This is a genomic window from Morganella sp. B601, from assembly GCF_051172335.1.
Taxonomy (GTDB): domain Bacteria; phylum Pseudomonadota; class Gammaproteobacteria; order Enterobacterales; family Enterobacteriaceae; genus Morganella; species Morganella morganii.
This window is the reverse complement of the sequence record NZ_JBPIZE010000005.1, coordinates 302316-325355: the sequence shown is the minus strand read 5'-3', so window position 1 is coordinate 325355 and position 23040 is coordinate 302316. Positions and strand designations below refer to the sequence as shown.

Genomic DNA, 23040 nt, shown 5'->3' with positions numbered 1-23040 from the left:
GTTATTTTTACTCATTTAATGGCAAATATATATTTCACGACATATGACACAGTTTCCTGATTAAAAGAAATATATTTAACTAAAGGGAGATATCTGAAATAACCCTCCGGAAAACAGAAACGGATAACATCACCGTATATCAGGGGATGTTATCCGTACGGAATGATTAGTGAGAGGTTGCCATCATATCAGCGCGTGCTTTGCGGTTTTTAATACTGATAATCAGAATACCGGAAGCGAAAGCACCGCAGCAGGCAAACAATGCCATCAGGCCGAATACGATTTTGTAACCGGTCATGCCAGGATAGCTGTCGAGAATATGGCCGTAGAGGCTGAAACAGAACAATCCGGCCCTGCTGTGAGTTGTTGCCCGGCAGACTGACGGATTTTAATAATACCGGCCAGTTGAGCATATCGCAGGTGACACCAAATAATGCCCGGACAAATAAAATGCCCCAGTAGCCCGGCATTGTGGATAAATACACACTCGGCAAACCGGTTGCAATTAATGAGAATGAAATTGTCAGACGGTGCGGTAATTTGTCAGATGGAAATATTCCTGCATCGGAACATAAAATGCGTCTTTCAGTGACGGTAATTTATAGATGGTACCGCCGCACAGAACTAACAGGCTGAATATAGCCCATCTTCAATAATCCGGTGGGCATCATCAGTATTTATGATTCAGATTCCTGTGTCTAAAGCTCAACAAAAAAATAAACAGATTCAAACCGCCAGTACTCAATGTCGATTTGAACGATATTATGTTCCGCATCACAGCGGTATTTTTCCACCCGGATACCGGGGGAATTCGCGGTACAGCCGATGGCCTTACTGGCTGTTTCCGGCATCCGGGCTGGTTTGAATGCCAGTCCGGCAGTCGTGGTGGTGATATTATATTTTTCTTCCCAGATTGCCGCGAAAGAGTGGTTATCCAGTTTTGCGGTAAAATCCGGACCGGCAGCCGGGTTAATATAGGTCTGGTGCCAGAACACTTTATGCCTGTCCAGTGCCCCCCATCCTGTAATGAGATACACCGCATCACCGGCCGCAAGGCCGAATTTACCGGTAATCTCCGCAGGGGCATCAGTAACTGTCAGCTTGTCGGTGTATTCCCATGACGGTACCCGTCCCTGTGCTTTTGCCGCCTGATTAAAACTTGCCGGGGATTTCGGGTTGTAATTGAAGACCGGCAGGGCAGCGAACCATCCGCTGCGGTTTTTGCGGAAGATTTTTCCGTCATTTTCCAGGCTGAGCAGTGCCTGGCGCAGTGACATCCGGTTGATACCGAGTTGTTCTGTCAGCGGACGTTCTGCGGGCAGCTTGTCACCGGGCGTGATAATGCCGGCGGTCAGCATGGCATCGAGTTTCTCTCTGGCAAGATCAGCTGCAGTTTGTGTTGTTTTCATCGGATGATCCTTTTTGGTATAAACCAAATTGGTTTATACGTTACGTGAGTGCTATTGTACGTACAAGTGAGGAAGTGATAAATAAATGTCAATTTGGGAGATACTTCACACTCTGCCGGTGATCCGGCGGAAATCCCCGTTGTGACCGGTTTCTCATTCCGGATTGATAAAAATAGAAGGCTGTCTGCTTTATTTTTTATCGGATGGGAAAATAACAGAAAATGAATATTTATCTCACTGGTTCTTATAACTATTTTATTTCCCCGTTCGTATCATAAGAAAAATCTATATCCTGATAAAAAAGGCTATTTGATTTTATTTGCCGGACACACCCGCTGGTACAGTATAAAAAAGATTAATATCCGCGAGCTGGCAAATTACCCGGCCGTGATGTACGTACAGAATAACAGTGATTTTCTCAGTGAAATGTTTTTTATGGAAGAGGCGATTGTGATTGAGGACCCGGACCGGGTTATCTATACCCATGACCGGGGATCGATGAATAATATATTATCAAATACAAACAGTTATACAATAGGGATAGGATGTCTTATCAAGGATATCATCCCGGAAGAAGAGGTCCTGTTTATCAGTCTGCTCAAGCAGTCGCCGGATAAAAACTTTATTCGTGACACACAGAAATAATCACACCGCGAACCCGCTTTCTCTCTTATTGCCTTACCGGAATATCGCGGGTAAGGCAATTGCTGTATTTTACGCATTTCAGTACTACGTATTTTGCTTATTACCGCATCTGAAACAATCCTGTGACAAATAACAGATTCAATTTCCGTGCCTTTTCCTCGGGTGATCGCTGTTTGTTACCAAATTAACAATTCTGCCAATTAGTGATCTGTTTCAACATTTAATCGTGATTGCCGATTTTTGTTATCCCCTTTTTAAGAGTGTGACTAGGATTGAATCAATTCTTATGAGGAGAGTGACGAGGTAAGCACGATGGAAAAGGAACGTATCATCCAGGAATTTGTTCCCGGCAAACAGGTCACGCTGGCGCATCTGATTGCGCATCCGGGCAGTGATCTGGCGAAAAAAATCGGGGTTCCCGGTGCAGAAGCCATCGGCATTATGACGCTGACACCCGGCGAAACCGCAATGATTGCGGGTGATCTTGCCACAAAGGCCGCTGGTGTGGATATCGGCTTTCTTGACCGTTTCACCGGTGCTCTCGTGATTTACGGCTCTGTCGGCGCAGTGGAAGAAGCATTGATCCAGACTGTTCGCGGGTTAAGCCAGCTCCTCAATTATGCCGTTTGTGATATCACCCGCAGTTGAGCGGGTGCAGTTAAGGATGCCGTCTGAATGAAACGAATTGTGTTTGTGGGTGATGTGGGTGCAGGAAAAACGACATTATTCAATGCGTTGCAGGGGGATTTTGATCTTGCGCGTAAAACACAGGCGATTGAGTTCAATGATGAGGGCAGTGTTGATACACCGGGTGAATATTTCAGCCATCCCCGTCTCTACCACGCGCTGATTAATACGCTGGCAGATTGTGATGTGCTGGTTTATGTCCACGCGGCAAATAACCCGGAGTGCCGGATCCCTGCCGGATTACTTGATATCTATCCCCGTATGCGCCGCTTTGCGGTTATCAGCAAAGCCGATGCACCGGATGCGGATGTGCCCGCCGTGCGCGAGCTGCTCTCCACGCGGGGGTTTGAGGAACCGGTACTTGCCATCAACAGCCTTGATCCTGATGACGTCCTGAAAGTGAAACAGTTTTTGGCCACAGCCGACAGCCAATAAGAGGAATATCCGATGAAGAAACTAATAACGGCCAATGACATCCGGGAAGCACACGCAGCGGGCAAAACCCGTCTGGATGTGGTGCTGAAAGAGAGTATTGTCACGCCGGAAGCCCATGTTGTGGCTGAACAATTGGGCTTTGTGATTTGTGAGGTGGATGCCGCACAGAACAGCGCACCGGCCGCCGCACCGCTGGCCGCAACCGCCGGAACAGAACCCAATATTTCATCCGCAGAGCGTCAGAAAATCCGCGAGTGCATTATCGCGCAGCTGCCTGACGGCAATGTCACCGAAACCCTGATTGCACAGCTGGTCGATAAAGTGGTGCAGGAGCGTATCGCGCAGATTAAAGCGAAAGTGGCGGCATTCAAACCGGCGGAAGAGAACACTGATACCCCGAATACCCAGAGCTACCGCAGTGTCACCGGCAAAGGCGGCATTAAAGTGGTCGACAGCAGCTCGGTTAAGTTCGGTAATTTCGATGGTGCGGGTCCGCACCGTGTCGGGATTGCGGATCTGATTACCGCCCAGGACAACAGCAGCATGGCTGCCGGGTTTATGCAGTGGGAAAACGCATTCTTCCCGTGGACGCTGAATTACGACGAAGTGGATCTGGTTCTGGAAGGCGAGCTGCATGTGCGCCATCAGGGCGAAACCATGATCGCGAAAGCCGGGGATGTGATGTTTATCCCGAAAGGCTCCGCGATTGAGTTCGGCACACCATCCACTGTCCGCTTCCTGTATGTGGCCTGGCCGGCTAACTGGCAGGATTGCTGAGGGGTATCGCCATGACCTTTATCACTGAAGACTGGCTGCGGGATAACTTTACGCTGAGCGAAGGCAGTGAAATTCATCTGCCTGCTGACAGCCGGATGACACCATCCGCCCGTGAGCTGATCGAAAGCCGCCGTTTACAGGTGAAATTTCAGGATAAACAAGGTCGTCTGTTTGTGGAAACGCCGGATGAATCCGGTAAAACCGAAACGGCTGTCCCTGACCTGAAAGCGGTACACGGGTTAACCAGTAAGGATAAAGCGGATGTCGCGGCCTGCGAATTATGCCATCAGCCGGTGGCGAAAAAGCCGGACACGCTGACACACCTTAACGGCCACACCATGGTGGCGAAAAATGATCCGCGCCTGGCGTTCCGCGCCGCGCTGGATGCCACCATCGCCGAAGCCGTCTGGTTACAGACTGAATTTGCACAGACGCCGCTGAAAGGCTGGCTGGCGGATATCCGCTCTGTGCTCGGCAATATTATGCGCGCCGATGCACTCAATGAACCGCTCGGTGAGCAGAGTATTGCGGATCTGAACGCGGATGAGCTGCACAAGCTGTCTCATAATCCGCTGAAATACCTGGGTCATGACCATATCGTTCCGGATGTGAGTCACGGCCGTGATGCGGCGGCGCTGAATCTGCTGCGGACCAAAGTCCGTGAAACGGAAGTCAGTGCGGCACGTATTTATATCGATTGTTATTTTCAGGTCATCCGCCCTGACATTATGCAGGCGCTTAACCGCCTCTCCAGTGCGGTGTATGTCCTGATGGTGATGGTGGTACGCGAAGGCGGCGTAATGACCACACAGGCTCTGAAACAGGCTCTGATGCAAGGGGGAACACATGCTCATTGAACGATGCCGTCAGCAGGCAAAACTGAACCCGCCGCGGGTGGTTCTGCCGGATGCGCTGGATGAGCGCGTGATCCACGCCGCCCGTTATCTGAAGCAAAATGGTCTGGCGGAGCCCGTTCTGCTGGCAAACCCGTTTGCGCTGCGTGATTTCTCGCTGCGTACCGGAGTCATTATGGACGGCCTGAGCACCATTGATCCGGACAGTGCGGATGAGTGGCGCGCAGAGTTTGCGGATGCCATCACCGCGCGCCTCGGCGAAAAAGCCCCGGAAGATGCGGATGAGGCCATGCGCCAGCCGCTGTGGTTCGGTGCCGCCATGGTTGCCGCCGGAAAAGCGGATTTATGTGTGGCGGGGAATATCTCGTCAACTGCCGCTGTTCTGCGGGCCGGGCTGAAAGTGATCGGCCTGAAGCCGGGCGTGAAAACATTATCATCTATTTTCATCATGTTGCCGCCGGGAACGGAAGGCAATGTGCTGGGTTTCGCTGATTGCAGTGTCGTACCTCAACCCACTTCTGCACAGCTGGCGGATATTGCGCTGAGCAGTGCGGAAACTTTCACGGCAATCACCGGTGAAACCGCGCGTGTGGCGATGTTGTCTTTTTCGACAGCAGGCAGCGCGAAACATCCTAATGTGGCGATGGTGCAGCAGGCAGTGGAAATCATTCATGCACGTGCCCCGCAGTTACAGGCGGATGGTGAACTGCAGTTCGACGCGGCATTTGTGCCGGGCGTCGCTGCGCAAAAAGCCCCCAACAGTGAGTTAAAGGGGCGGGCAAATGTCATGGTCTTTCCGTCACTGGAAGCAGGCAATATCGGTTACAAGATTGCCCAGCGTCTCGGCGGTTACCGGGCACTCGGCCCGCTGATTCAGGGATTAAATGCACCGGTACATGATTTGTCACGCGGCTGTAATGCCCGCGACATTATTGAACTGGTGCTGGTAGCACAAACACAGTTAGCTCAGGCCGGACAACCTGTCCGCCGCACTGAAGCAGAAAGCGTTATTTAAACCGGTCCCTGATGGGATCTCAATGAGAGGAAAATATCATGGAAGCATTAGGACTGATCGAAACTAAGGGTCTGGTTGCATTAATCGAAGCATCCGATGCGATGGTCAAAGCAGCACGCGTTAAATTAGTCGGTGTTAAACAAATCGGCGGTGGTCTGGTAACAGCCATGGTGCGCGGTGATGTTGCAGCATGTAAAGCAGCGACTGACGCAGGTGCGGCAGCAGCTCAGCGTATCGGTGAACTGGTCTCTGTACACGTTATTCCTCGTCCGCATGGCGATCTGGAAGAAGTGTTTCCTATCAAAATGTCCGGCGATAAATCAATCGATTAATCGTTGTTAGCGTGGCGTGCTTCTGACGCCACGCGATTTTAATCTCCCCGGTTTTTTTGCTGTCACTCAGACGGCAGGGGATTTTTTTACCTGAAATCCGTAGCCGGCTGTATTCAGGCTGCTGAAATATAAAGAGAGGTGAACATGAAACTGGCTGTCGTTATCGGACAAATCGTGTGCACCGTGCGTCATCCCGGACTGGAATCCGACAAATTACTGCTGGTGGAAATGATTGACCGCCAGGGGCGTCCTAACGGTGAGGTGGCCGTCGCAACCGACAGTATCGGTGCGGGTAATGGTGAATGGGTGCTGATCGTCAGCGGAAGTTCGGCGCGGCGTGCTCAGAGCAAAGAAGCGTCACCGGTCGATCTCAGCATCATCGGCATTGTGGATGAGGCCGTTATGGAAAGTCAGGTGATTTTTCATAAATAAATCGCCGCAACGAGTCACAGAAAGAGGCGTGGGTGAATATGGATCAGAAAGAAATTGAGAATGTGGTAAAAGCGGTTCTGGCCAGCATGAGTGCGGGCACTCAACCGGCGGCTGCATCAGCGGCACCACAGCAGGCGGCAGCCTCACAGAATAACGGTTTCGGGGTGTTTGAATCCCTGGATGATGCCGTTCTTGCCGCCAAAGAAGCACAGAAATCATTAAAAACTGTTGAAATGCGTAATCTCTGCATCGGCGCAATCCGCCGTGCGGCAACAGAACATGCCCGCGAACTGGCGGTTCTGGCTGTTGAAGAGACCGGCATGGGCCGCGTGGAAGATAAACTCGCGAAGAACTTAGCACAGGCAAACGGCACCCCGGGTGTTGAGTGTCTGCGTCCTGAAGTGTTAACCGGCGACCACGGTTTAACCTTAATCGAAAATGCGGCATGGGGTGTTATCGCCTCTGTCACACCATCCACTAACCCGGCGGCGACGGCAATCAACAATGCCATCAGCATGATCGCCGGGGGTAACAGTGTGATTTTCGCGCCGCATCCGGCCGCGAAAAAAGTCTCACAGCGCACTATTACGATTCTGAACGAAGCCATTGTTGCCGCAGGCGGCCCGAACAACCTGCTGGTGACTGTCGCCAAACCGGATATCGAAACCGCACAGCGTTTATTCAAATATCCGGGGATCGGCCTTCTGGTTGTGACCGGGGGGGATGCGGTGGTCGAATCCGCCCGCAAACACACCAACAAACGTCTGATCGCGGCCGGTGCCGGTAACCCGCCGGTGGTGGTGGATGAAACTGCCGATATCGAACGCGCGGCGAAAGCCATTGTTCACGGTGCATCATTCGATAACAACATCATTTGTGCGGATGAAAAAGTGCTGATCGCGGTTGACTGCATTGCAGACAAACTGATCACCGAAATGCAGCGTAATCACGCGGTATTACTGACCCGCGAACAGAGCGAGAAGCTGATCCCGGTTCTGCTGAAGAATGTTGATGAAACCGGCCACGGCACTGTCAGCCGCGACTGGGTCGGCCGTGATGCAGCGAAAATTGCTGCGGCTATCGGTATGACTGTCCCGGCGGATACCCGTCTGCTGATCGCGGAAACCGACTGCAAACATCCGTTTGCCGTCACCGAACTGATGATGCCGGTTCTGCCGATCATCCGCGTGAAAGATGTGGATCAGGCGATTGACCTGGCGGTGAAACTGGAAGGCGGCTGTCACCATACCGCAGCGATGCACTCCAATAACATCAGCAACCTGAACCGCATGGCGAATGCCATCGACACCAGTATTTTCGTGAAAAACGGACCGTGTATTGCCGGTCTGGGACTGGGCGGCGAAGGCTGGACAACCATGACGATCACCACACCGACCGGTGAAGGTGTGACTTGTGCACGGACGTTCGTCCGTCTGCGCCGCTGCACCATGGTGGATTCATTCCGCATCGTGTAAGCCGCTGCGGTGGGGCCTGCGGGCTTCACCGCTTTTTTCCCGGTTAGTGTGAGTTACTCACGTTAACCCTGACGTTATGTTTTAAACCGGAGGAACCGATGGTTCAACGCAATCAGGAATGGCTGGCATCGCGCTTACAGCGGGCGGCGGAAATCTGTAATCAGCCGCAGGCGGGTGATCACAAAGATGCGCCGTTGTGGCTGGGGATCGATCTCGGTACCTGTGATGTGGTGTCCATGGTGGTGAATGCGGAAGGTCAGCCGGTCGCGGTGTGCCTGGACTGGGCAGATGTGGTGCGCGACGGTGTGGTCTGGGATTTCTTCGGTGCGGTAAAAATCGTTAATAAACATCTGGATGTGCTGGAAAAACAGTTCGGTTTCCGGTTTGAGGTGGCAACAACGTCATTCCCGCCGGGAACAGATCCGCGTATCTCCGTGAATGTGCTGGAGTCTGCCGGTCTGGTGGTCGCCAGAGTGCTGGATGAACCGTCTGCGGTCGCTGACATGATGGGGCTGGATAAAGCCGCTGTTGTGGATATCGGCGGCGGTACCACCGGGATTGCGATTGTGCAGAAGGGCGAAGTGACCCGCTCCGGCGACGAAGCCACCGGTGGCCATCATATTTCCCTGACTCTGGCGGGCAACCAGCGCATTGAACTGGAAGATGCCGAGCAGATGAAGCGTGAGCACGGTGAAAGCATCTGGCCGGTTATTCGTCCGGTATACGAAAAAATGACGGATATCGTCGACGATCATATTCGCGGTGAGGATGTGACCGAACTGTGGCTGGCGGGCGGCTCCTGTATGCAGCCCGGCGTGCAGCCGCTGTTTCAGGCGCGTTTCCCGCATCTTACCGTGGTACTGCCACAGCATTCTATTTTTATGACGCCGCTGGCGATTGCCGTCTGCGGTGTGTCTCAGGGAGAAAACCGTCATGCCGGATAATCGTTTACCTGCGGCTGAGGTTCAGTCCGCTATCTATCAGGCGCTTGATTTGGTGAATGCCCGTCAGGTGCGTGAGTTTTCTGTCCCGCCGACCACATTAATCGGCCCGGGCGCCGTCGGCCGCAGCGGGGATGTTCTTGCGGAGCGCGGAATTAAGCACGTTTTTATTATGGTCGACGGCATGCTGTTACAGGCCGGCCTGACCGATGTGCTGGAGCGCAATCTGAGCCGCAGCGGCATTGCGTATGAAATCTGGCCGTGCCCGCCGGGCGAGCCGATGGATAAAGATGTGTTCCGTACCGTTGAGCATCTGCTGAGCGTGCAGTGCGACGGCATTATCGCCCTCGGCGGCGGGTCGGTGCTGGATGCGGCGAAAGCAGTGGCAGTGCTGGCTGCCAATCCGGATCTGCCGCTGGCGGATATGATGCCGGGTGCGGCGCTCAATCCGCGTCTGCCGTTTATCGCCATCCCGACCACTGCCGGTACCGGCTCTGAAGCAACCAATGTTTCCGTGATTATTACTGCGGAAAACCATATCAAACTGGTGCTGGCACACAGCCAGTTACTGCCTGATCTCGCCATTATTGATGCCTGTCTGACACTCGGTGTTCCGCCGCATGTGACAGCAATGACCGGTATCGATGCCTTAACACATGCGATTGAAGCGTATGTGGCGAGCAACGTCACGCCGCTGACACAGGCGCTGGCACTGCGGGCGATCTCCATGATCAGCCACGCGCTGCCGATCGCTGTCGGTCAGGGGCATGACATCAAAGCCCGTGAGGACATGATGCTGGCTTCCTATATGGCCGGGATGGCGTTCTCCAATGCCGGTCTGGGGCTGTGCCATGCGATGGCGCATCAGATTGGCGCGGCATACAACATTCCGCACGGCAAGGCGAACGCCGTCATGCTGCCGCAGGTAATGCGTTTTAACCGCCTGGTCTGCAAACAGGCGTACAGCGAAATTGGTCATGCGCTGACTCAGCGGCCGATGACCGACATGGAGGCCATTGAGGCCGTGGAACAACTGATCAGTGACGTGGAACTCGCACAGACGCTGCCATCCCTGGGCGGAAAACGTGAGGATTTCGATGGTTTTGCCAAAGCGGCATTGCAGGATATCTGCATCAAAACCAATCCGCGCGCGGTCACAGCGGCTCAGATAACGGCGATTTACGAGTCAGCCTGAGTCAATCAATAAGAACAGCCTGCGCGACAGGCACGGAAGGAGAAGGGTATGGGCATTAATGAAATCATCATGTACATCATGATGAGTTTTATGCTGATAGCAGCCGTGGATCGTATCTTCAGCCAGTTCGGTGGCTCAGAGGCAATCCTCGGTAAAATCGGCCTGGGTAAAGTCGGGAAAGGCATTGCCGGTTCCGGTGAACAGTTCGAAGAAGGCTTTATGGCAATGGGTGCACTGGGTCTGGCAATGGTCGGTATGACCGCGCTGGCACCGGTGATCGCCATGCTGCTCGGGCCGGTGATTATTCCTGTGTATGAAATGCTGGGTGCAAACCCGTCAGTGTTTGCGGGCAGTATTCTGGCTATCGATATGGGCGGCTTCTTCCTCGCGAAAGAGCTGGCAGGCGGTGATGTGGCAGCGTGGTTATATTCCGGCGTACTGCTGGCATCCATGATGGGTGCGACCATGGTGTTCTCCATCCCTGTTGCTTTGGGCATTATCGAGAAGAAAGATCGCCGTTTCCTGGCACTCGGTGTGCTGGCGGGTATCGTGACCATTCCGGTCGGCTGTATTGCCGGTGGTCTGGTGGCGAAATTCTCCGGTGTGGAAATTGACGGTCAGGTCGTGGACTTCAGCATGACCATGCTGCTGGTCAATATGATCCCGGTGATTATCGTGGCGGCGCTGGTGTGTCTCGGCCTGAAATTCATTCCTGAGAAAATGATCAACGGCTTCCAGATCTTCGCCAAAATCCTTGTTGCCATCATCACTATCGGCCTGGCTGCCGCTGTGGCGCAGTTCACTGTGGGCTGGAACCTGATTCCTGGCCTGGATCCGATTTTCATGGCGGAAGGTGATGTGCCGGGCAAAGTGATGCGTGCCATTGAAGTTATCGGTTCTATCTCTGCGGTGCTGTTAGGGGCGTACCCGATGGTGCTGCTGCTGACCCGCTGGTTTGAAAAATCCTTTATGAAGATCGGCAGCCTGCTGAAAATCAACAACATGGCCGCAGGCGGTATGATCGCGACTCTCGCGAACAACATCCCGATGTTCGGCATGATGAAGAAAATGGATACCCGCGGCAAAATCATCAACTGTGCGTTCTCCGTGTCCGCAGCCTTCGCACTGGGTGACCACCTGGGCTTTGTGGCCGCCAACATGGCACCGATGATCTTCCCGATGATTGCAGGGAAAATTATCGGCGGTATCACTGCGATTTTCGTTGCCATCATGATGATGCCGAAAAATATTGAGCAGGAAGATGCCGCTGCGGCCGCTGAAGCTGCTGCTGAAAGCGTCGCGGAGGAGAAATAAGCATGAAAACCCTCGAACTCTTAAGTGTCGGTATTGACGTGGGCACCACCACAACACAGGTGATTTTCTCCCGTCTCGCTCTGGTAAACCGCGCGGCGGTGTCACAGGTGCCGCGTTATGAGTTTGTGGATCGCAAAATTATCTGGCAGAGCCCGGTTCTGTTCACGCCGGTGGATAAAGACGGCCACCTGCGTGAGGAAGAGCTGCTGGCGCTGGTGCTGGATCAGTACGCCGCCGCCGGGATGGACCCGGCGACGATCGACTCCGGTGCCATCATCATTACCGGTGAAACCGCCAAAACCCGCAATGCGCGTCCGGCAGTGGTGGCGTTATCCCAGAAACTCGGGGATTTCGTGGTCGCCACTGCCGGGCCGCATCTGGAATCGGTGATTGCCGGTTTCGGATCCGGTGCCCAGACACTCTCTGAGCAGAAAATGGCGCGGGTACTGAACATTGATATCGGCGGCGGCACAGCAAACTACGTGCTGTTCGAAGCCGGTCATGTGATCAGCTCAGCCTGTCTGAACGTCGGCGGCCGTCTGTTCGAAACAGACAGCAGCGGACGCGTCACTTATGTACATGCGCCGGGCCGTCTTATCGCCCGTGATTGTTTTGGTGAGCAGACTGATCCGATGTCCCTGACAACGGCACAGCTGAATACCATTGCCGATCGCATGAGTGAGTTGCTGTATGAAGTTATCAGCGGCAACCTCACCCCGCTCGGGCATGAGCTGCTGATGACGGACGGCCTGCCTGCGGAAAGCAGTTTCTATGCGGTCACGCTGTCCGGCGGTGTCGGGGAGTGTTACAGCAATCCGGAAAGCGGCAATGATTTCCGTTTCGGCGATATCGGGCCGCTGCTGGCGCAGGCGATTCACCGCAATGCGGATTTCAGCGCGTTACCGATGCAGACACCGGCACAGACTGTCCGTGCCACGGTGATCGGCGCCGGTGCGCATACGCTGTCTCTGTCCGGCAGCACCATCTGGCTGGACAGCATCACGCTGCCGGTCCGCAATATTCCGGTGGTACATCCGGCGCTGGGCCGCGCGGATGATGAAGATCTGGTGAATACCTGGAGCCGTGCCCTGACGCAGATGGATCTTAATCCGCAGCAGGATCTGTACGCGCTGGCCTTACCGGAATCACTGCCGACTAACTACGCCTCGGTACAAAGCTGTATTGATGCCCTGGAACGCTTTACCAAAACATACCCGAACACCATGCCGCTGCTGGTGATTGCGGGACAGGATTTCGGTAAGGCACTGGGCATGCTGCTGCGTCCGCTGATGAACGGCCGCGAACTGGCTGTTATCGACGAAGTTATCACGCACACAGGCGACTATATCGACATCGGCACGCCGTTATTCAGCGGCTCTGTCGTCCCTGTTACTGTTAAATCACTCGCATTTCCTTCCTGAGGGAACGTAATATGAAATTGAAAACCACGCTGTTTGGTCAGACCTACCAGTTCCGGGACGTGAAAGACGTTCTCGCGAAAGCTAACGAACTCCGCTCCGGGGACATCCTGGCGGGTGTCGCGGCAAGTAACGCCCAGGAACGTGTGGCAGCAAAACAAGTGCTGTCTGAACTGACTATCGCGGATGTCCGCAACAACCCTGTCGTTCCGTATGAAGAAGACTGCGTAACCCGTCTGATCCAGGACGATATCAACGAAACCGAATACAACCGGGTCAAAAACTGGACTATCGGTGAGCTGCGTGAGCATGTCCTGAGCGACACCACCTCTCTCGATAACATCAATCTGCTGCGCAAAGGCCTGACCTCAGAAGTCATCGCCGGGGTGGCAAAAATCTGCTCCAACGCAGACCTGATTTACGGCGCGAAGAAAATTCCTGTCGTGAAACGCGCGAATAACACCATGGGTCTGCCGGGCCATTTCAGCGGCCGCTTACAGCCGAACGATACCCGTGACGAAGTGCAGAGTATCGTGGCACAGATTTATGAAGGTCTCTCTTACGGCTGCGGTGATGCGGTTATCGGTGTCAACCCGGTAACGGACGATGTGGATAACCTCAGCCGCGTGCTGGATGCTGTCTACGGCATTATCGATAAATATGATATCCCGACTCAGGGTTGTGTGCTGGCACACGTCACCACACAGATGGAAGCCATCAAACGCGGTGCGCCGGGCGGCCTGATTTTCCAGAGCATCTGCGGCAGTGAAAAAGGTCTGCGTGAGTTCGGTGTTGAGCTGGAAATGCTGGACGAAGCCCGCCACGTCGGTGCGCAGTACAACCGTATCGCCGGTCCTAACTGCCTGTACTTTGAAACAGGACAGGGCTCCGCACTGTCAGCGGGCGCTCACTACGGTGCTGACCAGGTGACCATGGAAGCCCGTAACTACGGCCTGGCGCGTCACTATGATCCGTTCATGGTGAACACCGTTGTCGGCTTTATCGGACCGGAATATCTCTATAACGACCGCCAGATTATCCGCGCCGGTCTTGAAGATCACTTCATGGGCAAACTGAGCGGTATCTCCATGGGCTGTGACTGCTGTTACACCAACCATGCGGATGCGGATCAGAACCTCAACGAAAACCTGATGATCCTGCTGGCCTCTGCGGGCTGTAACTTCATCATCGGTATGCCGCTGGGTGATGACATCATGCTCAACTACCAGACCACTGCGTTCCATGACATCGCAACTATCCGTCAGTTACTCGGCCTGCGCCCTGCGCCGGAATTCGAAGCCTGGCTGGAAAAAATGGGTCTGATGGAAAACGGGCGTCTTACCAATCGTGCCGGCGATCCGTCACTGTTCTTCTGATTTTCGGGGTAAATCACCATGGATCAAAAACAAATTAATGACATCGTACGCAGCGTGATGGCTCAGATGGGACACACGGGCGAAAACGTACAGGCGGTTGCCGCGGCAACACAGGCTGTACTGAATCAGGGTAATACGTCTGTTGAGTCCGTTGAGTGGGATCTCGGTTCACCGGAAGCAAAACAGTGGATCGGCGTGCAGAACCCGCACCGTGCAGAAGTGTTACAGGAACTGCGTAACAGCACCGGTTCCCGTGTCTGCTCCGGCCGTGCCGGTGTGCGTCCGCGCACCCAGAGCCTGCTGCGCTTCCTGGCTGACCACTCGCGCTCCAAAGATACCGTACTGAAAGAAGTCCCGGCGGAATGGGTGAAAAAACAGAACCTGCTGGAGTTACAGTCTGAAATCACAGACAAAAACCAGTATCTGACCCGTCCGGATATGGGCCGTATTCTGAATAAAGAATCCATCGAACTGCTGAAAACCAAGTGTGTGCAGGCGCCGGATGTGCAGGTCATTATCTCTGATGGTCTGTCCACCGATGCTATCACCGCAAACTACGACGAAATTCTGCCGCCGCTGATGAAAGGTCTGGAGCAGTCCGGTCTGAAAGTGGGCACGCCGTTCTTTGTCCGTTACGGCCGCGTGAAAATTGAAGACCAGGCCGGTGAAGTGCTCGGCGCGAAAGTGGTTATCCTGCTGGTGGGCGAACGTCCGGGGCTGGGTCAGTCTGAAAGCCTCTCCTGCTACGCGGTGTACTCACCGACAGTGGCGGGTACAGTGGAAGCAGACCGTACCTGTATCTCGAACATTCACCGCGCAGGGACACCGCCGGTGGAAGCCGCCGCTGTTATCGTCGATTTAGCCAAACGCATGCTGGAGCAGAAAGCGTCCGGTATCAACATGAACCGTTAACGGGGAACTGAATATGCCTGCATTAGATCTTATCCGGCCGAGCGTGACAGCGATGCGTCTTATCGCTAATGCACACGAAGATTTCTGCCGTGAACTGAAATTACCGAAACACATCCGCAGCCTCGGCCTTATCACCGCAGACTCCGACGATGTTGCTTACATTGCCGCTGACGAAGCCACCAAACAAGCTCTGGTGGAAGTGGTTTACGGACGTTCCCTGTATGCAGGGGCGTCAAACTCACCATCACCGACCTCCGGTGAAGTGATGATTATCCTCGGTGGCCCGAACCCGGCGGAAGTCCGCGCGGGTCTGGATGCCATGGTCGCCAATATCGAATCCGGCGCGGCATTCCAGTGGGCGAATGACAAAGAAGATACCGCATTCCTGGCGCATCTGGTCTCCCGTACCGGCTCTTACCTGTCTGATGGTGACAAAGTTAAACACGGTGACCCGATTGCCTATCTGGTGGCACCGCCGCTGGAAGCGACCTTCGGGATTGATGCCGCACTGAAAGCCGCTGATGTGCAGCTGGCCACTTATGTGCCGCCTCCGTCAGAAACCAACTACTCAGCAGCCTTCCTGACCGGCAGCCAGGCAGCATGTAAAGCAGCATGTGATGCCTTTACCGAAGCCGTTCTGGATATCGCGCGCAACCCTATTCAGCGCGCCTGAGCAGTGCAGTCAGTCGTCAGTTCAGTCATTAACACAGGAGAAAGGTCATGATCGATTCACTGGGATTACTTGAGGTATACGGCCTGGTGTCCGGCATTGATGCGGCGGATGCGATGCTGAAGTCGGCAAATGTCCGCATCCTTAACTATGAAATGGTGATCCCGGGGATGGTGACGCTTGTTGTTGAGGGCGATCTGGCGGCGTGCCGTGCGGCGGTGGATGCGGGCATTGCAGCCGCAAACCGTACCGGTAAAGTGATCGGCCACAAGGTCATCGGTCGTCCGGATGGTGATACCGAGTGGCTGGTCACCGGTTTCAGCGGTATACCGGTGAAGGTAAAACCGCAGTCTCCGGCACCGGTACCGGTGTCTGAACCGGCTCCGGCAGCGACGGCAGTGTCTGCCGCCGCCCCGGATGCGGATGCTATGATGATCTTTGCCGCTGAAGCCAGACACCGCCACGGCGTGACTGCCGGAGAAGCGGCCATGCATTTCAGCTGTCTGATAGAGGACAGCCGCGATGTGCTGGAAGACCTGTTTAAACAGGGCAAACTGCGCAAACGCGGCAGCCGCTACCGGGTAAAACAGGAGGGAAACCGCGATGAGTAATCTGATGCCGGGTCTGCATGAGTGCGGGCCCGAAATCATTCGTCAGCGTGTGCAGGATGCAGGGGTTGTCGGCGCGGGCGGGGCGGGGTTCCCGACCCACGTCAAACTGGCGGCACAGGCGGAAATCTATCTGGTGAATGCGGCTGAATGTGAGCCGCTTTTGCAGGTGGATCAGCAGCTGGCTGTCCGTGAGGCGGATGCGATGATCCGCGGTTTGCTGTATGCGATGCGGGCCACCGGCGCGAAAGAGGGCATTATCGCTATCAAAGGCAAGCATCAGGCGGCCATTGATATCCTGAATGCCCGCGTGCCGGATTCTGTCCGTCTGCATATCCTGCCGGATGTTTATCCGGCCGGTGATGAAGTGATCACCATCTGGCTGGCGACCGGCCGCCGGGTCCCGCCTGCGGCACTGCCGCTGTCTGTCGGCGTGGTGGTCAGCAATGTGCAGACGCTGATCAATGTCGCGTATGCTGTTGAACAGGAACAGGCCGTGATACACCGTGTCCTGACGGTGAACGGCGCGGTTCATCATCCTGTTACCGTTTCCGTTCCGGTCGGCACCACACTGCGTGAAGTGCTGGCGCTGGCAGGCGGATCCACCATCAGCAACCCGGCGTATATCAACGGCGGGCCGATGATGGGCAAATTACAGACATCCCTTGATGATGCTGTGACCAAAACCACCGGCGGCTTATTAGTCCTGCCGGATGACCATATTTTAATTCAGCGCCGGACTCGTTCAGAGCGCACGGTGATCAACCAGGCGCGTACCGTATGTGAACAGTGCGGCATGTGTACCGAGCTCTGCCCGCGTCACATGATCGGCCACGAACTGCCGCCGCACCTGATTGTCCGCGCGGTGGGTTATGAGCAGATCTCCGCGCCGTCAGCTGTTGTTGCGGCACTGACCTGCTCGGAGTGTGCGATTTGTGAAGCCTGGTCCTGCCCGGTGGAAATTTCACCGATGCGCCTGAATCAGATGCTGAAAGTGAAGCTGCGCGAAGAAGGGATCCGCTATGAAGGTGAACTGCGCCCGGAAGATCCGATGGCTCAGCACCGCATGCTGCCGGTCAAGCGCCTCGTCCGCCGTCTGGAACTGACGGAATACATGCACAAAGCGCCGATGACTGATGAGATCTACGCGCCGCAGCAGGTGATTATCCCGTTACGCCAGCATATCGGTGCCCCGGCGGTACCGGTTGTCAGCGAAGGGGATAACGTCACGGCGGGCATGCTGATCGCCGCTGTCCCGGAAAAAGCACTGGGTGCGCCGGTTCACGCCAGTATCAGCGGTGTGGTTCGCCATATTGACAGCACGGCTGTCACGATAGAGAAGGAATAACTATGCACAGTGCAATTGCGATGGTGGAACTGTCCAGTATCGCCAAAGGGATGGAAGTCACCGATTTTATGCTCAAAAGTGCGGAAGTCACCCTGCTGATGGGCAAAACCGTGTGTCCCGGCAAATATGTGGTGATGGTCGGCGGTGATGTTGCCGCCGCACAGCAGGCAATGCGCTGCGGTGTGGAAAAAGGCGGCGCTCAGGTGGTGGATGAGTTTCTGCTCAGTAATATCCACCCGGATGTGCTCCCGGCTATCGGTGGTGTGACGGATGTGAATGCCCGCGAAGCCGTCGGGGTGGTGGAAACCTTTAGTGTCGCAACCTGCATTGAGGCGGCGGATTTTGCTGTTAAAGCAGCCGGCGTCACGTTAATCCGTCTTCATATGGCGTATGGTATCGGGGGTAAATGTTACTTTGTGATGAGCGGCGATGTTGCAGACGTCGAAACCGCCAAAAAAGCCGCATCACAGGTCGCCGCAGATAAAGGTGCGCTGGTTTACAGCATGGTCGTACCGAATCCTCATCCCGATTTCTGGCAGCAATTGGTCGCTGGTTAACATTTATGGCGGCCGTTCATTTTGGGGAAAAAATAATGATGAAAAAAATCACACCAGATTTACATCACCTTAATGATGAAGTGCCGCATGACCGCGATCTCAGCCCTATCGTGATCGAGCAGAATTTTACACAGCGTTATACGCATGATGCCTATGATCAGGCATGTGCTATTACCGCCTGGCAGCAGCTGTATGATCAGCTGACGCCCGGCCGGTTTGAAGGGGAACTGACCGAAACCCTGTTTGACGGGCTTCAGGTGTTCCACGAATACACTAATCTGTCTCTGCGCCAGTCCTGTATGGTCTGGCCGAATGCCTTCTGGTTTGGCATTCCCGGGGAGCAGCAGAATACCGGTTATATCGGCAATCAGATGCTTTGCCGGCAGAAAATCGCCGTGCGTCCGGGCGGAAAAGAATTTGAACTGAGCACGCCGGATGATTATCACATTCAGGGGCTGGTGATTTCTCACGATATCCTGAAAAAGCACTCTGTGGTGCTGCAAAACCCGGAGCGGCTGATGAATCTGCTCAGCGAAAACCCGGCTGTGGGTGTGAACCCCTTCAAAAAAGAGGCGATCTGGCAGTATATCCGCCATGCCCTCTGGCACTCCAAAATTGAGCAGGAACGCAACCACACCGTCAGCCGTGTCCTGAGCCACAACCTGCTGACAGCATTCCTCGGATTGCTGGAAGATGCCAGCACCGTGGCCGATGAACACTACACCAACCGTGTGAACTACCTGAAACTGGTCTCCAAAGCCCGTGAATATCTGTTTGAGAACGCCACCGAACCGGTGACCGTGCTGGAATTGTGTAATGAGCTGTATGTCAGCCGCCGCACGCTGCAAAATGCCTTCCAGCAGGTACTGGGCATCGGCCCGAATGCCTATCTGAAAACCATCCGGCTGAATGCGGTGCGCCGTGAACTGGTCAGCCCGTATTCAAAACAGACTACCGTCAAAGACGCGGCAATGCAGTGGGGATTCTGGCACCTGGGGCAGTTCGCCACTGACTACCAGCGCCTGTTTAATGAGAAACCGTCGGAGACACTGAGCCGCCGTCTGATGTGATTGTTTTTCTGCTTCCGCTTTCTGACCTGCATCGTGTTTTCTTTCCGGCAGGTCAGAACGGCTTCTTCTGAGTCACCGTTTTAAAATCCCGCTTCTGATCTCATTTTCAGCATCTTGCTGTGAATATTCTCTGTAAGGAGAATTTAAATATCAAATTAGTTCTATATTTATTAATTGGCTATTTATAATTCTACTGAGCAACGGAGTATTCAGGTATGAGAAACCGCAACAAGATTCTGCTGTCCGCGTTGATATCTCTCTTTATGACCCCGGCGTTTGCACTTCCCTCTGTGACGGTTCTGGCAACCGGCGGCACTATTGCCGGGGGTGGGGAATCGTCGGTTTCGTCCGGTTATCAGGCCGGAAAAGTGGGCGTCGATGCCCTGATTGATGCTGTGCCGGAAGTCAAAGCACTGGCAGATCTCAGTGGTGAGCAGATTGTGAATATCGGCTCACAGGATATGAATGACAAGGTGTGGCTGACGCTGGCAAAAGAAATCAACCGGACCTGTGATAAAACGGACGGATTTATCATCACTCACGGCACCGATACGCTGGAGGAGACCGCGTACTTTCTTGACCTGACAGTATCGTGCCATAAACCGGTTGTGCTGGTGGGGGCAATGCGTCCGTCCACGGCACTGGGCGCGGACGGCCCGCTGAATCTCTATAATGCAGTAGTTTTGGCAACGGATAAGTCGGCGGCCGATCGCGGCGTTCTGATGGTGATGAATGACAAGGTGATCAGCGGGCGGGATGCGGTCAAAATGAATACCACGGAAGTTCAGGCGTTTGAAGCGGTGAATGCCGGGGATACCGGATTTATCCATAACAGCAAAGTGACCTACTATCAGCCAGCGCCGCCACGGCAGGCCGGAGCGGTGTTTGATATCAGTAAACTCAGCGAACTGCCGAAAGTCGGTATTGTATATAATTATGCCAATGCTTCAGATGCGCCGGTAAAAGCTCTGCGGGAAGAGGGAAGCGCCGGGATTGTCAGTGCCGGCGTGGGTAACGGCAATATGTATAAAGGCGTTTTTGATGCATTAGCCGCCGCAGGCAAAGAGGGCGTGGTGGTTGTCCGTGCCAGCCGGGTGCCGACCGGTTATACAACACGTAACGCAGAAGTGGATGATGACGCATACGGCTTTGTGGCTTCCGGCAGACTGAACCCGCAAAAAGCCAGAGTATTGCTGCAACTGGCTCTTACGCAGACCACTGATCCGCAGAAAATTCAGTCATTCTTCGAAAAGTATTAATTAAGCATTTTTTCAGGCCGCAACCCTCTGTGTACAGGGGATTGCGGTTTTTTATTTTCTGATCTGTTTTTATCCTCAAATATTATGTTATAACATATCAATTAACGACTTTAAGGTGATATTCGTCATTAATGATAATTAACAAATGAAACAAAAAAGACACAGCAGCCTACAGGAATTTAAAGAAAAAAGGGGCTGAATCTGTCCGTATTCACAAAGCGGGAAAAAGAACTGTTCTCATATTTACCCATTGAATTCGTTCAGTATATTGTCTGCTTCTGAGTCAGGCTGACTCTGTCTTCACGGCATGTATCACAACAAAATAATAAAAGAGAAAGGTATGAAATCAGTTAAGTTTGCATTGGCGCCATTATCCGCCATGGTGCTGTTATCGTTCTGTGCACACGCCGGAACACAGGGAAATAATGACGACACGATTATTGTCCGATCTTCCACCATTGAATCCACCACCGTTAATGAACTGGCCGACTACGGGAATAAACTACAGGTTATTACCCGTGAGGAAATTCAGCGTTCAGGGCCGTCATCCGATTTAAACCAGGTATTACAGCAATATGTGCCGGGATTATATGTCTCTCTGGGACAAGGGGCTTACGACTACGGTAAATATTCCTTTATGGGCGGCCGCCCGGATGACACCTTAATTCTGATTGATGGTGTTCGTCTGAACAACCGCCTGTTCGGCGGGATCTATCTCGATACTCTGCCGCTGATTGCCATCGACCGCATCGAAGTGCTGCAGGGGGCGCAGAGTCTCTCTTTCGGTACCCAGGCGATCAGCGGTGTGATTAACATTGTCACCAAAAAACCGACCTCAGAGGTACTGTCCGGTGAATTCAGTGTCGGCGCGGATACGGACAAAGGCCGCTACGGAGAGGGCTACGTCGAGAAAGCGTTTGATAACAATATCGGCAAAACCGGTCTGATGGCGTGGGTAACCCGCAGTAAATCAGATGGTTACCAGCCATATCGCGACAGTGATTACAACGGCACGATCGGACAGAAAAAGCGTGGTTATGACGTGACATCTGTTGGTGTCCAGGTTACCCAGACTATTGCGGATACCGCACAATTGCAGGGATTCTACCAGTACACACAGGCCGATCTGGATATGGTCTCCCCGAACCACCACCGCCAGGCAATGAACAAACGTGACCATCATCTGGCTACAGTTTCCTTTGAGCATTTCCTGACGCAGGACACCAGCTACTCAATCCGTGCACATCTTAATGACTGGAATACCCGTTATGACCGCAGCCGCTATCTGGCGGACGGCTCCGTGGATATCCAGAATGACGATTCTTACTGGGGATTCCGGGACTACGGCGTTCAGGCACAGATCAAATCTTACCTGTTCGGGGATAATGAGTTTGTCGTCGGGACAGATAACCAGTGGTACAAAGGTAAAGATGAGGTCATGAAGATCGAAACGGATACCGCGAAAGCTAATGCCCTGTATTTACAGGTGCGGCCGGATATCCCTGTCTTACCGGAGCTGAAACCAAGTCTCGGCGTACGTTATGAACGCTTTGAAGGCGGCCAGGATGCGACTGTCTGGATGGCAAGCACCAAATATGAAGTGAATGAAAAGCTCAATTTACGCGGCCAGGTGGGAACAGCATTTAAACTGCCGAACGCTGAGCAGTTATATGTCAAAGATGAAAGTAAGCAAACCATCGGTGATGCCAACCTGAAAGCGGAAACCAGTAAAAACATCGAAGCCGGTTTTGACTACCTGACGAAGTGGGAAAACGGTGGTGCATGGCAGTTCGGTGCAACGGCCTACGCCCGTGAAATCAATGATCTGATCACGACAGTGAAAGTCGGTAAATACGATAAATGGGTTAACGGTGACGGTGAAATCCGTACCAAAGGCGTGGTACTGGCGACCAAACTGAACTTTGATGAGTCCTGGTATGTCTCCGGGGATATCACCCGTAACTGGCTGGATACCAAAAACGGCGCGACACTCAACGATATTCCGGAGCTTTTTACCCGAGGCCGCATCGGTTATGACGCCCCGGCAAAACAGTGGGGTGCGGAACTGGCTGCCCGCTATGTGGGTGAACTGAAATCAGGCAATGATACCTACGGCCATTACACCGTGTTTGATGCCAGCGCGTATCTGTATGTGGATCATGCGCAGCAGCATAAGCTCACGCTGCTGGTGGAAAACCTGTTTGATCGCGATTACCCGGCGGGTCTGACCAGCAACGGCCCGGAAAAAGTGGACAACCTCGGTCGTCCGTTAACCGCTGAACTGCGTTACACCTACCGTTTCTGAGGACAC

General features: G+C 53.8%; 24 protein-coding genes and 1 pseudogene. 22 read left to right on the top strand and 3 right to left on the bottom strand.

Annotated elements, in window-relative coordinates; translation table 11 throughout:
* Window positions 1–166 precede the first annotated feature (166 nt).
* From ACSBQN_RS14985 to ACSBQN_RS14975, 3 genes and pseudogenes are all read right to left on the bottom strand, one after another.
* Window positions 167–346 carry a hypothetical protein gene (locus tag ACSBQN_RS14985; protein WP_220730558.1) on the bottom strand — a complete coding sequence of 60 codons (180 nt, stop codon included), beginning with the start codon at window positions 344–346 and terminating at the stop codon, window positions 167–169.
* Window positions 336–622 (bottom strand): annotated as a pseudogene (locus tag ACSBQN_RS14980) (MFS transporter); the annotation flags it as partial. The gene ACSBQN_RS14985 and the pseudogene ACSBQN_RS14980, both read right to left, overlap by 11 nt.
* Window positions 623–698: 76 nt before the next feature.
* A complete protein-coding gene (locus ACSBQN_RS14975) occupies window positions 699–1409 on the bottom strand; it encodes a UTRA domain-containing protein (protein ID WP_214167841.1) in 711 nt (236 codons plus the stop codon).
* A gap of 309 nt (window positions 1410–1718) precedes the next feature.
* Here ACSBQN_RS14975 and ACSBQN_RS14970 point away from each other — a divergent pair, with 309 nt between their 5' ends.
* From ACSBQN_RS14970 to ACSBQN_RS14865, 22 genes are all read left to right on the top strand, one after another.
* Entirely contained in the window at window positions 1719–2054 is a 336-nt protein-coding gene (locus ACSBQN_RS14970) for a hypothetical protein (RefSeq protein WP_024472810.1), read from the top strand.
* 312 nt (window positions 2055–2366) lie between these two features.
* Entirely contained in the window at window positions 2367–2702 is a 336-nt protein-coding gene (gene eutS / locus ACSBQN_RS14965; protein WP_004236109.1) for an ethanolamine utilization microcompartment protein EutS, read from the top strand.
* 27 nt (window positions 2703–2729) lie between these two features.
* Window positions 2730–3176, top strand: coding sequence for a EutP/PduV family microcompartment system protein (gene eutP / locus ACSBQN_RS14960; protein WP_004236108.1), 447 nt, complete (start codon window positions 2730–2732; stop codon window positions 3174–3176).
* Window positions 3177–3188: 12 nt separating this feature from the next.
* Window positions 3189–3953 (top strand): ethanolamine utilization acetate kinase EutQ, encoded by a 765-nt coding sequence (eutQ, locus tag ACSBQN_RS14955; protein WP_004236107.1) that lies wholly within the window; start codon window positions 3189–3191, stop codon window positions 3951–3953.
* An 11-nt stretch (window positions 3954–3964) separates the two neighbouring features.
* The gene (eutT, locus tag ACSBQN_RS14950) at window positions 3965–4810 is read left to right on the top strand and encodes an ethanolamine utilization cob(I)yrinic acid a,c-diamide adenosyltransferase EutT (protein ID WP_004239002.1); all 846 of its coding nucleotides are present in this window, start codon (window positions 3965–3967) and stop codon (window positions 4808–4810) included.
* On the top strand, window positions 4800–5822 hold the full coding sequence (gene pta / locus ACSBQN_RS14945; RefSeq protein ID WP_024472809.1) for a phosphate acetyltransferase: 1023 nt from the start codon (window positions 4800–4802) through the stop codon (window positions 5820–5822). Before eutT ends, pta begins: the two co-directional genes overlap by 11 nt.
* A gap of 38 nt (window positions 5823–5860) precedes the next feature.
* Complete coding sequence (gene eutM / locus ACSBQN_RS14940) at window positions 5861–6154, top strand: ethanolamine utilization microcompartment protein EutM (protein WP_004236103.1); 294 nt, start codon at window positions 5861–5863, stop codon at window positions 6152–6154.
* 144 nt (window positions 6155–6298) lie between these two features.
* Window positions 6299–6586, top strand: coding sequence for an ethanolamine utilization microcompartment protein EutN (gene eutN, locus ACSBQN_RS14935; RefSeq protein WP_004236102.1), 288 nt, complete (start codon window positions 6299–6301; stop codon window positions 6584–6586).
* Between the two features lie 38 nt (window positions 6587–6624).
* Window positions 6625–8061: an aldehyde dehydrogenase family protein gene (locus tag ACSBQN_RS14930; protein WP_004236100.1), complete on the top strand. Its 1437-nt coding sequence runs from the start codon at window positions 6625–6627 to the stop codon at window positions 8059–8061.
* 98 nt (window positions 8062–8159) lie between these two features.
* On the top strand, window positions 8160–9005 hold the full coding sequence (gene eutJ / locus ACSBQN_RS14925; RefSeq protein WP_036408549.1) for an ethanolamine utilization protein EutJ: 846 nt from the start codon (window positions 8160–8162) through the stop codon (window positions 9003–9005).
* Window positions 8995–10197 carry an iron-containing alcohol dehydrogenase gene (locus tag ACSBQN_RS14920; protein WP_004236096.1) on the top strand — a complete coding sequence of 401 codons (1203 nt, stop codon included), beginning with the start codon at window positions 8995–8997 and terminating at the stop codon, window positions 10195–10197. The genes eutJ and ACSBQN_RS14920 overlap by 11 nt, the downstream gene beginning before the upstream one ends.
* Before the next feature lie 48 nt (window positions 10198–10245).
* Window positions 10246–11511 carry an ethanolamine utilization protein EutH gene (gene eutH / locus ACSBQN_RS14915; RefSeq protein WP_024472807.1) on the top strand — a complete coding sequence of 422 codons (1266 nt, stop codon included), beginning with the start codon at window positions 10246–10248 and terminating at the stop codon, window positions 11509–11511.
* 2 nt (window positions 11512–11513) lie between these two features.
* Window positions 11514–12932 (top strand): ethanolamine ammonia-lyase reactivating factor EutA, encoded by a 1419-nt coding sequence (gene eutA / locus ACSBQN_RS14910; protein ID WP_024472806.1) that lies wholly within the window; start codon window positions 11514–11516, stop codon window positions 12930–12932.
* 11 nt (window positions 12933–12943) lie between these two features.
* Complete coding sequence (locus ACSBQN_RS14905; protein ID WP_004236092.1) at window positions 12944–14305, top strand: ethanolamine ammonia-lyase subunit EutB; 1362 nt, start codon at window positions 12944–12946, stop codon at window positions 14303–14305.
* 18 nt (window positions 14306–14323) lie between these two features.
* Window positions 14324–15217 (top strand): ethanolamine ammonia-lyase subunit EutC, encoded by an 894-nt coding sequence (gene eutC, locus ACSBQN_RS14900; protein WP_004236091.1) that lies wholly within the window; start codon window positions 14324–14326, stop codon window positions 15215–15217.
* A gap of 13 nt (window positions 15218–15230) precedes the next feature.
* Window positions 15231–15890 carry an ethanolamine utilization microcompartment protein EutL gene (gene eutL / locus ACSBQN_RS14895; RefSeq protein WP_004238995.1) on the top strand — a complete coding sequence of 220 codons (660 nt, stop codon included), beginning with the start codon at window positions 15231–15233 and terminating at the stop codon, window positions 15888–15890.
* A 47-nt stretch (window positions 15891–15937) separates the two neighbouring features.
* A complete protein-coding gene (locus tag ACSBQN_RS14890) occupies window positions 15938–16498 on the top strand; it encodes a BMC domain-containing protein (protein ID WP_024472805.1) in 561 nt (186 codons plus the stop codon).
* On the top strand, window positions 16491–17843 hold the full coding sequence (locus tag ACSBQN_RS14885) for a 4Fe-4S dicluster domain-containing protein (protein ID WP_004238993.1): 1353 nt from the start codon (window positions 16491–16493) through the stop codon (window positions 17841–17843). The genes ACSBQN_RS14890 and ACSBQN_RS14885 overlap by 8 nt, the downstream gene beginning before the upstream one ends.
* 2 nt (window positions 17844–17845) lie before the next feature.
* Entirely contained in the window at window positions 17846–18400 is a 555-nt protein-coding gene (locus ACSBQN_RS14880) for a BMC domain-containing protein (RefSeq protein WP_004236084.1), read from the top strand.
* A 35-nt stretch (window positions 18401–18435) separates the two neighbouring features.
* Window positions 18436–19470, top strand: coding sequence for an HTH-type transcriptional regulator EutR (eutR, locus tag ACSBQN_RS14875; protein WP_024472804.1), 1035 nt, complete (start codon window positions 18436–18438; stop codon window positions 19468–19470).
* A 215-nt stretch (window positions 19471–19685) separates the two neighbouring features.
* On the top strand, window positions 19686–20729 hold the full coding sequence (ansB, locus tag ACSBQN_RS14870) for an L-asparaginase 2 (protein ID WP_354632941.1): 1044 nt from the start codon (window positions 19686–19688) through the stop codon (window positions 20727–20729).
* Window positions 20730–21069: 340 nt separating this feature from the next.
* Window positions 21070–23034: a TonB-dependent receptor plug domain-containing protein gene (locus ACSBQN_RS14865; RefSeq protein WP_434991730.1), complete on the top strand. Its 1965-nt coding sequence runs from the start codon at window positions 21070–21072 to the stop codon at window positions 23032–23034.
* Window positions 23035–23040 lie beyond the last annotated feature (6 nt).

Bases quoted from the DNA above. Each gene is read 5' to 3' on its own strand.
- eutS (WP_004236109.1), top strand. From the start codon at position 2,367: ATGGAAAAGGAACGTATCATCCAGGAATTTGTTCCCGGCAAACAGGTC.
- ACSBQN_RS14930 (WP_004236100.1), top strand. From the start codon at position 6,625: ATGGATCAGAAAGAAATTGAGAATGTGGTAAAAGCGGTTCTGGCCAGC.
- eutP (WP_004236108.1), top strand. From the start codon at position 2,730: ATGAAACGAATTGTGTTTGTGGGTGATGTGGGTGCAGGAAAAACGACA.
- eutT (WP_004239002.1), top strand. From the start codon at position 3,965: ATGACCTTTATCACTGAAGACTGGCTGCGGGATAACTTTACGCTGAGC.
- ACSBQN_RS14865 (WP_434991730.1), top strand. From the start codon at position 21,070: ATGAAATCAGTTAAGTTTGCATTGGCGCCATTATCCGCCATGGTGCTG.
- ACSBQN_RS14975 (WP_214167841.1), bottom strand. From the start codon at position 1,409: ATGAAAACAACACAAACTGCAGCTGATCTTGCCAGAGAGAAACTCGAT.
- ACSBQN_RS14880 (WP_004236084.1), top strand. From the start codon at position 17,846: ATGCACAGTGCAATTGCGATGGTGGAACTGTCCAGTATCGCCAAAGGG.
- eutA (WP_024472806.1), top strand. From the start codon at position 11,514: ATGAAAACCCTCGAACTCTTAAGTGTCGGTATTGACGTGGGCACCACC.
- ansB (WP_354632941.1), top strand. From the start codon at position 19,686: ATGAGAAACCGCAACAAGATTCTGCTGTCCGCGTTGATATCTCTCTTT.
- eutH (WP_024472807.1), top strand. From the start codon at position 10,246: ATGGGCATTAATGAAATCATCATGTACATCATGATGAGTTTTATGCTG.
- pta (WP_024472809.1), top strand. From the start codon at position 4,800: ATGCTCATTGAACGATGCCGTCAGCAGGCAAAACTGAACCCGCCGCGG.
- ACSBQN_RS14890 (WP_024472805.1), top strand. From the start codon at position 15,938: ATGATCGATTCACTGGGATTACTTGAGGTATACGGCCTGGTGTCCGGC.
- eutM (WP_004236103.1), top strand. From the start codon at position 5,861: ATGGAAGCATTAGGACTGATCGAAACTAAGGGTCTGGTTGCATTAATC.
- ACSBQN_RS14885 (WP_004238993.1), top strand. From the start codon at position 16,491: ATGAGTAATCTGATGCCGGGTCTGCATGAGTGCGGGCCCGAAATCATT.
- ACSBQN_RS14905 (WP_004236092.1), top strand. From the start codon at position 12,944: ATGAAATTGAAAACCACGCTGTTTGGTCAGACCTACCAGTTCCGGGAC.
- eutJ (WP_036408549.1), top strand. From the start codon at position 8,160: ATGGTTCAACGCAATCAGGAATGGCTGGCATCGCGCTTACAGCGGGCG.
- eutN (WP_004236102.1), top strand. From the start codon at position 6,299: ATGAAACTGGCTGTCGTTATCGGACAAATCGTGTGCACCGTGCGTCAT.
- eutR (WP_024472804.1), top strand. From the start codon at position 18,436: ATGATGAAAAAAATCACACCAGATTTACATCACCTTAATGATGAAGTG.
- eutC (WP_004236091.1), top strand. From the start codon at position 14,324: ATGGATCAAAAACAAATTAATGACATCGTACGCAGCGTGATGGCTCAG.
- eutQ (WP_004236107.1), top strand. From the start codon at position 3,189: ATGAAGAAACTAATAACGGCCAATGACATCCGGGAAGCACACGCAGCG.
- ACSBQN_RS14920 (WP_004236096.1), top strand. From the start codon at position 8,995: ATGCCGGATAATCGTTTACCTGCGGCTGAGGTTCAGTCCGCTATCTAT.
- eutL (WP_004238995.1), top strand. From the start codon at position 15,231: ATGCCTGCATTAGATCTTATCCGGCCGAGCGTGACAGCGATGCGTCTT.